Origin of the sequence: Sporanaerobium hydrogeniformans (assembly GCF_002735925.1) — a bacterium.
Lineage (GTDB): Bacteria > Bacillota > Clostridia > Lachnospirales > Cellulosilyticaceae > Sporanaerobium > Sporanaerobium hydrogeniformans.
This window is the reverse complement of sequence record NZ_PEDL01000030.1, coordinates 20,370-29,370: the sequence shown is the minus strand read 5'-3', so window position 1 is coordinate 29,370 and position 9,001 is coordinate 20,370. Positions and strand designations below refer to the sequence as shown.

Annotated in this window: 4 protein-coding genes and 1 rRNA gene; 2 read left to right on the top strand and 3 right to left on the bottom strand. The window is 34.5% G+C overall.

What is annotated here, in order from left to right:
• Nucleotides 1-172, bottom strand: a 16S ribosomal RNA gene (locus CS063_RS16110); the annotation flags it as partial.
• 436 nt (nucleotides 173-608) lie between these two features.
• Here CS063_RS16110 and CS063_RS16105 point away from each other — a divergent pair.
• On the top strand, nucleotides 609-5,669 hold the full coding sequence (locus tag CS063_RS16105) for a SpaA isopeptide-forming pilin-related protein (protein WP_099450713.1): 5,061 nt from the start codon (nucleotides 609-611) through the stop codon (nucleotides 5,667-5,669).
• Nucleotides 5,659-6,339, top strand: a complete 681-nt coding sequence (locus CS063_RS16100; protein ID WP_099450712.1) for a class D sortase — start codon at nucleotides 5,659-5,661, stop codon at nucleotides 6,337-6,339. The genes CS063_RS16105 and CS063_RS16100 overlap by 11 nt, the downstream gene beginning before the upstream one ends.
• 17 nt (nucleotides 6,340-6,356) lie before the next feature.
• Here CS063_RS16100 and CS063_RS16095 read toward each other — a convergent pair whose 3' ends face one another.
• Nucleotides 6,357-7,049, bottom strand: coding sequence for a response regulator transcription factor (locus CS063_RS16095; protein WP_099450711.1), 693 nt, complete (start codon nucleotides 7,047-7,049; stop codon nucleotides 6,357-6,359).
• 24 nt (nucleotides 7,050-7,073) lie between these two features.
• Nucleotides 7,074-8,969, bottom strand: a complete 1,896-nt coding sequence (locus CS063_RS16090; RefSeq protein WP_099450710.1) for a sensor histidine kinase — start codon at nucleotides 8,967-8,969, stop codon at nucleotides 7,074-7,076.
• Between the last annotated feature and the right edge of the window lie 32 nt (nucleotides 8,970-9,001).

Here is a 9,001-nt window from a genome sequence, read left to right as displayed (position 1 = left end):
GTATTAGCGTTCGTTTCCGAACGTTATCCCCCTCTATAGGGCAGGTTACCCACGCGTTACTCACCCGTCCGCCACTAAGCTTTGGGAGCAAGCTCCCTTAGCTTCGTTCGACTTGCATGTGTTAAGCACGCCGCCAGCGTTCATCCTGAGCCAGGATCAAACTCTCATAAAAAAGTTTGTCCATGCAACTTATGTTGCTGACTTATTACTTAGTACTTTAAAGTACTCATTGAACTTAAACTTAAGTTCATGAATCGACTGGTTTTATGGTTACTATTTTGTTTTCAATGTTCATTTTATGTCGGCTACTTTATTCGTGACGACTTGTTTAATATTACACTAGTTTATTACATATGTCAACCTGTTTCTATAAATTTATTTCTTTATCCTTATTTTATTAAATAAGTGTATTCCTTCCCACTAGATGATTTATTACTTTTTATTAATCTATGTACCTAAAATTTATAATATTTTAAATATATTATTTTTTAAGTAATTATATTATAATTATTATTAACTAAAAATAATTATAATAGCCTAATAGATTTTTAGTTAAGACATCTTTTTAGTTTATCAAACTGAAAATACCACTAATTAAGGAGGTTCGTATGAAAAATAAAGTTCATAAGAATAGGAAGATAATTTTTTTAACAATACTATCACTTATTTTGCAATTCTTTTCTATTCAACCAGCCTGGTCTGCTGAATTATCGTTAGGGGACGAGTTTAGCTTTGGACAGATGCAAGTTCGTATTGATAATTTTGGTATAGCTTCTACAGATATAGGAGGAGCTAATCCCCAGCTTATAGGGCTTCAAGAAACTAATCCCCTTCAGGCAGGAGAGGATTATTATGTCTTTTGTAAGCTAATCTTAAGTGATTGTCGAGATTTAACCACTACTGAACAAGGTTTACAGCTAGATTTGCCCGCAGAGTTCTCTCTTAATGGAAGTAATGGGCAACAAATAGCTATTTCTGTAACACCTCAGGATGATGAGGGTAATCCAGGCCCCTCTTTTATTGGAGCAATATGTAAAATCGAGAATAATAAAGCTGTTCTTTACTTCCAGGAAGAACTTAAAAATTATGATGGCGTTTGGATGTACTTTTATGTAGGAAGCAATCTAAATAGTGATCAAGTAATAAGTGAAAATAAAAAAACACTGGAATTTGGCCTCAGTACTTTAGGAACCTCCAAGTATAGCTATAAAGAGGATTTTTATTTAAAACCTGAGCACATTTCACCACCCTCATTAAAAAAAGAAGGTTCTTCTTTTAATAAGGAAACCCATGAGGTCTCATGGAAGGTTACTGTAAAAGCAACAGATACACCTATTACTACAAAATCTGTCATAACCCTTATTGATGAATTTGATAATAGCTTTCAAGAGTTCTTATCTGCAAAAATAAGCTATCCAGGTAAATCAAATGTCCCACTTACTAATGCTGAACTAACTCAAAGCTTAATAGATACTACAACACAGTTAACCTATACCCTAGGTACATTGCCTAATGATGAATTTATATCGTTGGAACCTGGTGAGGAGATGGTTTTAGAAGTTATTACCAAAGTAAAAGATGCCGTATTTACTAACGCCTCTAATAATGGGAAAAATATCCCCCTTAAAAACACTGCTTTTCTATCGCGAGCTGGAAATCTACTAGAAGGTACACAAAAAGAAAGTGCTAGTATCTCCGTTCAAGTAAACTGGATTAGTAAGGATGGAAAAAAGGATCCCAGTAATATCAATAAACTAGATTGGACCATTACACTTAATACCCACCATATGAATTTAAAGGATTATACCCTTAAGGATTGGATACCAGAAGGTCTTAATTATGATATATCTACTCCTATTATACTTACAAATAAAGATACTAATACCTCCTCATTATTAACTCTAGGCAATAATTCCTTGGGAGATTTAATTCTCCAAAACACATCCGAAGCAAATGATGATTTAAATGTAGATGGCAAAACTGGAAGTGATGAAATAAAAAGCTTAGAACAAATCTTATTTACATTTAACTCAGATACTACTGCAACTTATGAACTAAGATACTCTACTCTTATTACAAATCCTGCTCAATTTTGGAATCAAAATAGAAATCCTATGTTTTATAATATAGCTGGTATTGGTAAAGCACCTGACTATTATAAGAGCTTTAAAGGTGTAGGCATCACTTCTTCTATGGTAAGTAAAAGCGGAACGTATGATGCATCTCAGGAAATCATTACATGGACTATTATTTTTAATGCTAATAAAAATGAAGTAGAAAATCCTACTTTAAAGGATCTATTTAAAGATACACTCAATACCTCAGAAGACAAAAAAATTATTCAAACTTTTATACCGAATTCTTTAAAGCTTTCAAAACAAGGGGATACAAATAAAGTCCTATTAGATTCTACTGGCTCAGTACCTGTCTCTGGACTCTCTGCAACCTATGCTTATACCAATGAAGAAGATACTGAAACCATCGAAGTAAATCTAGCTGGTACAATTAATGAACCTTGGGAACTTACCTATCAAACAAAAGTAGAAAATACGTATCATACTGCTACTAATCAAGAAAGCGCTAGGTATCCTAACGAAGTTTTATTTAACGGTAAAATACCCACTGGTGGTGATTATCCAACTTCTTCTGCTTCAGCTAGTGTGTTGTTAAAAAGTAAAGTTATAGATAAAACACCTATTAGCTATAATTATGCAGCCAAAGAAGCTAAGTGGGTCATCACTATTAATCAAAACAATATGTCTCTTCCCTATAATGCTTCAACCCCCCTAAAAATTACAGAACACCTACCTAATGGTCATATTCTTGAAAACCTGAAGCTTTATGAAGGAACCACTGCTACAGGTACTGATTATGCCTCAGACACTTCACTTGGTGTTTTAGAAAAGGAAGTCGATTTAAATGGCAAAAAAGTTGCTACTTATACCTTTAAGCAAGGTATTAATAAGCCCTATACCTTTTTAATAACTACTAAGATTCCTGATGAAGTAGCGGAGGAGTTATTTAAAGTACAAGGTGACTATACTTTAAGCAATACTGCTACTATCGAAGGTAGTGTGATTCCAACTCCACAACAAAGTCAAGCTAGCATGAAAATTAAAAATCCTACTATCACTAAGGATGGAAAGCAAGTTACTAACGACGCACCTATTACATGGGAAATTCTTATTAATCCTAATCGTATCCAAATTGCCCATCCTACCATTGTAGACAAACTACCTTACGGTCTTGAAATTGACCCAACTAGTATTAAACTTTATAAAATGACAATACGAGATGAGGATATAAAAGTCTCAGAAACCAATCCTCAGATTATACAATCTATTGGTACCCCATTAACTATTACTCCTAAAGATTATGTACTTACAACCTATAAAAATGACTTAGCTCAAGAATGTAGTCAGTTAACATTTTATGTACCAAGTGAAAACGGAATAGGTACATCAGTGATCCAAGAATGTTATAAGCTTGTATTTGATACAGATGTGGTGATTGCAGGTAAGACCATACCTTTCTCTAATACAGCCCAATTACAAGGAGAGTCTTTAGACACTACTCTAGAGGATAAGGTTCAAAATGTTACATCCAATTTCTCCTCTTCAGGTGGAGGAACCTTAAAATATAAAGGCAAAATTGCATTAAAAAAGGTGGATGTTAAAAATACAAATCTGAAATTAGAAGGAGCTTTATTTGCTCTTTATAAAAATGGTGTAGATACTGGTAGAAGAGTAACTACTGATGAAAATGGAGAAGCTTTCTTCGATAGGCTTAAGGTAGATAGTAACGTCTACTATCAAATAGTCGAAGTAAAACAGCCAGAAGGTTATAAGCTTCCAGCCATAGATTTATCACAAATAGAAAAAAATTATTTATCAGATTCAGTTTTTCAAAAAACACTAGTTATTACAAATGAAGCAGCTGGCTATCCTATTTCTTTTACAAAAGTAGATAGTGAAACAAATGAATCCCTTAGTGGCTCTATCTTTAAACTTTATACACAAAGCGATTATAATCTCAACAAGCTTGAAAATGCTTTTACGAGCATTACTACAAGTCTTTTAGGAGAAGTTTATTTCCCAAGTGTACCTTATGGTCAATATATTTTAAAAGAAGAAACTGCCCCTATAGGTTATAATCTATCAACACAGGTGTATGATGTAACTGTTACAAAAACTGGTGAAGTAACACTATCCCCAAAAGGTGCTTCCGCACCTCAGCTAACCACTCTTCCTAACAATAGAATAAAAGGAAATATTCAAATTACCAAAAAAAATGTAAAAGGTCAACCTATAGCTAACGTTACTTATGCCCTCTATAAAGATACCTATACACCTGGCCAACTCCCCTTAACCACTCAAACAACCAATCAGCAGGGTGAAGTTATTTTTAATGGTTTAAGTTATGGAAAGTATGAGGTGATAGAACTCTCTGCGCCTTCCCAATATGCTATAGATGCTACCCCTCTAGCATTTAACATTGAAGAAGAGGGCAGAACCTATGAAAAAGAAGTCATTAATGGCTTTCGAGGGGATTATATGATTTATGCCAAAAAGGAAGACTCTGCCGGCAAGCCACTTGGCGGCGCCAAATTTAGTTTACTTAATGAAGGAGGTTCAGAACTGGCAGTTGCCTTCACACATCCTACTACAGGTATCGCTGAATTTACAAACATAACATATGGTACCTATACTTTAAAAGAGGTCGTACCACCTACTTATTACGTATTCGGTAAGAATACTGAACAGTCCTTTACTTTAACACCTGAGCAAAAAGATAAGACGGTCACATTTATTAATGACTTGGGCCAGGATGGGCGCATTAAAGTAATTAAAACCGATAAACAAGCAAAGCCTCTTAAAGGTGCCATTTTTACCTTATATAACAAAGAAGGTGAGCCTGTACACTCAGCAACCTCTGTTGCTAACGGAGAAGCCCTCTTTAACAACGTAGTTTATGGAAAATATACTCTTAAAGAAACAAAAGCACCTAGTGGTTATATTAAAAGTAATGATATCTTAGAAGTAAATGTAATAAATAACGCCCTTCTTACTTATACCATTATAAATAAACCAGAAGATACTACGCCTAGCAACCCTGGTGGTTCTGGTGGTGGCTCACTCCCCCAAAAACCTATAGAGCCTACTCCTCCAGAGCATGAACTTCCACTAGAAGAAGAAAAACCTACTGAAAAGCCAAAAGAAACTCCAAGAGAACCCTCAAACAATATACCTTTAGAGATCATTAATCACCCTGTAACTAAAGAAAAAATTCCTACACAAGTCATAGAAATTCCAACAACAGGTGAAAAAATCTATCTTGAAGTAACAGTCAATCCTGAAACTAATGAAATCATACCAACAGGCTTAAAAGTTAACCCTACAACAGGTGAAAAATCACCTATAAATTTAGAAGAGCTAAATCACCTTCTCCAAGGGCAAAATAAAACTGGCATGTCTAACACTGCAGATATCCCTAAACCTCAAGCTTTAGATAGTCAAAGCAATAGTAAGCATACAGGTTCAACCAAAAAGACACTACCACAAGCGGGTGGCCCTCTAGATACTAAAGCATTAGTATTAGCAGGTATCCTATTGATTTCAGTAGGCTTTGGCTTTGTATGGAAATGTAAGAAGACAAAAAATGAAATTTAAACTTGTTAAGACAAAATTAGGATTTTTATTAATTGGTTTCGGCCTTGTACTTATTTTCATCGCATGTTTCCTTAAGTTTTATACAAACCATAAAAGTCAAGATTTAATTCAAAGTTATTATAAAACCCAGAAATCAAACATACAAACAGCTTTTTTAGAACCCATTAAAAAAGTTAACAGTGAAAGTGCACAAGCTCCTAACACACAAGCCCTAAAAGAAATTTCTTTTACAAACTTAGACTTCCTTCAAGACCGATCTCTTACGGAGGGCGATATAATAGGTATTTTATATATCCCTAAAATTGCATTAGAGGTTGCCTTATGTGAAGGTGTAAGTAATAAAACACTAAAATACGCAGTGGGACACTTTCCCGATACTGCTTTACCTGCCGCCACTGGGAATTGTGCAATTATTGGTCATAGAAATTATACGTATGGTGAGTTTTTTAATAGACTTGATGAATTAGAACAAAATGATGAGATTCAAATCTTTTATGAAGGCTATACCATTACTTATAAAGTATCTAGTAGTAAAATAGTTCAACCTGAAGAGATAGAGGTCTTGGAGCAAGGGACTGAAAAAGAAATCACACTTATTACTTGTACCCCTATAAGCACAGGAACACATCGTCTAGTTGTAAAGGGTATTTTAAAGGGAATAAAAAAGTAGCCGTCATGGCTACTTTTTTATTCTCCAAATTTATAACCTACTCCCCATACAGTAAAGATATATTGTGGGGTACGTGGGTTATCTTCTATTTTCTCACGTAGTTTTCGAATGTGTACCATAACAGTGTTGTTATTTTCAAAATACTCCTGCTCCCAAACCCGCTCATAAATCGTTTCTATCTTAAATACAATCCCTTTGTTGGACCATAACAGTCTAAGAATGCTAAGTTCTGTAGGTGTTAAACCTACTTCTACTTCATTTTTATAAACCTTCCCTGTTTCTAAATCAAGCTTTAGTCCCTCTTCCTCTAGATACTTGCCATTATTGTAACTGGTATTCAGTTTTGTAAAACGTCTAAGTTGTGCCTTTACCCGAGCAATAAGCTCTAGTGGGTTAAAAGGCTTAGTTAGGTAGTCATCTGCTCCCACAGAAAGACCTAATATCTTATCAATATCTTCTACCTTTGCTGAAAGCATGATAATGGGAATATTATGTTTTTCTCTTATATGGATACAAGCATCTATACCGTTTACCACTGGCATCATTACATCTAAAATAATTAAATCTATTTTTTGTTCCTCTATAAGCTTCATGGCTTCTAAGCCTGTACCTGCTATAAGAGTTTGATAGCCTTCATTTCTAAGGTAAATCTCTACTAAATCACGAATCTCTTTTTCATCATCTACAATAAGAATGGTTTCTTTATTCATTGTGTCACCTCTCCTTCTTTGCGCCTAAACCCTTCTAAACTTGGGTAAGCGTACCTTAAAGCTAATCTTTTCTTCTTCTAGTTTAGCAGAGATCTTACCACCATGTAACTCCACAATATTTTTAGCAATAGCTAGTCCTAAACCACTTCCACCCGCTAAGCTATTACGCGACTTATCTCCTCTGTAGAAACGATCAAAGAAATGCTCCACCTCTTCCTCTGTAATCTCTTTACAAGGGTTAGTCACAATAACATTCACTTCTTTGGGTAGTTCTCTTAACTCGACTTGTATGTGTTCGCCTTCTTCACTGTATTTAATAGCATTGCCGATAAGGTTCTCAAAAACTCTCGTTATTTTAGGAATGTCCGCACGAATACTGGCTTCTTTTGCTTGAATAGAGGTGGTCAGTTCCATGTTTTTTTCATTGGCTAAAGGCATAAGTTCCTCTACGAGTTGATTCACTAAATTGGCTAAAGAAATAATTTCCTTGTTCAGCTGTATATCTTGCTGATGTAGTTTAGTAAGTTCAAAGAGGTCTTCAATAAGTACCTTCAGTTTTTCTGATTTACCATAAGCAATATCTAAGTACTTCGCTTCCTCCTCATCGGTCATAAATTGCTTGTTTTTCACCAGACCAATATATCCAATAATAGATGTAAGAGGTGTTCTTAAGTCATGAGCCACATTTGTAATTAACTCATTTTTTACTTTTTCTGCTTTCATTTGTGCCTCAATTTGTTTTTTGATTTCAGTTTCCATAAAAGTAATATTCTGTGCCACTTGTGCCAGTTCATCTTCACCTATGGCTTCAATTTGGTAGTTTAAATCTCCCTTTGAAATTTCTCCTAAACAATGTGAAAGATACTCTATATAATCAATTTTAGGCTTAATAAATCGAAATAAGAGCACTGTAAATATGCCTATTCCTGTAATAAAACCTAAGAAATTACCAATGCTTCTATAATAGTAGTGGATTGTAGGGGATAATCTACTATCATTAAATAAGTAGTGAACGGCTCCATCAATAATCACTGGATAAATCCCTGCAAAATGATCCTCTTCACCATAGTTTGCATATTCATTGACCTTTTGAATCACCTTCTTGATATCTAGACTTTGAACAAAGCCTTCTTGATATAAGATTTCTCCGGAGCTATCCATAAGATAGGTTTTTGTTTCTTCACCCCAATGACTTATTTGATCTAATGCATTTTTTATTTGCTCCTTCTTGATCGTTTCCTCTTTAAATCCTTGACTTGTATAAAACTGTTCAACCTTTTCTTTCACTTCACTTAAACTTGGATTTCCTTGTTCATTCATTTTAATTAATGCCATATAAAGGGTCTCAAGGGCTTCTTGACTAGATACTTTTCCCACATTTACTTCCTGCGTGGGCATGGATACAGATGTTGTTTCACCATTGGTTACTATTGTATAGTTACTACTATATCCTGTATTATTCGCTAATAATCCTTCTAACTCTACTAAAGCATCTGGCTTAGGATAATTATTAACGATTTCTAGAAGGATAGGTAAGTTTCCAGCCTGCTCCAATTGCTCAACTGGATTGTAAGTTGTATTTTCTATTTCATTAATTTGACGAATAAGCCCTAAAAGATTAGATTCTATGTCCGCTCTGCTTTCATCGTAGGTATAATAGGTGCCTCTTCCTATATCCATCCGATGAATAGTTCCCTTTACAAGGACAAAAGCTACGGTGCTTACACCTAAAGCTACAGCTACCATTCCTAATATTTCTAACTTAAGACTTTTTTCAATTCGACTTTTTGTTTTATTATGAAAGCTTTTGACTTTTACTATAATGCCTTCTTTATCAATCTTTTTCTGTTTTCTTCTAGGAGGAGCTTGTTCTTGGTTGTCTTGTTTGGCAGCTTTGTTTTTTCTTAATCTCTTAGCCATTTTATTTCCTCTTCCCTCTATATTTTAAAATC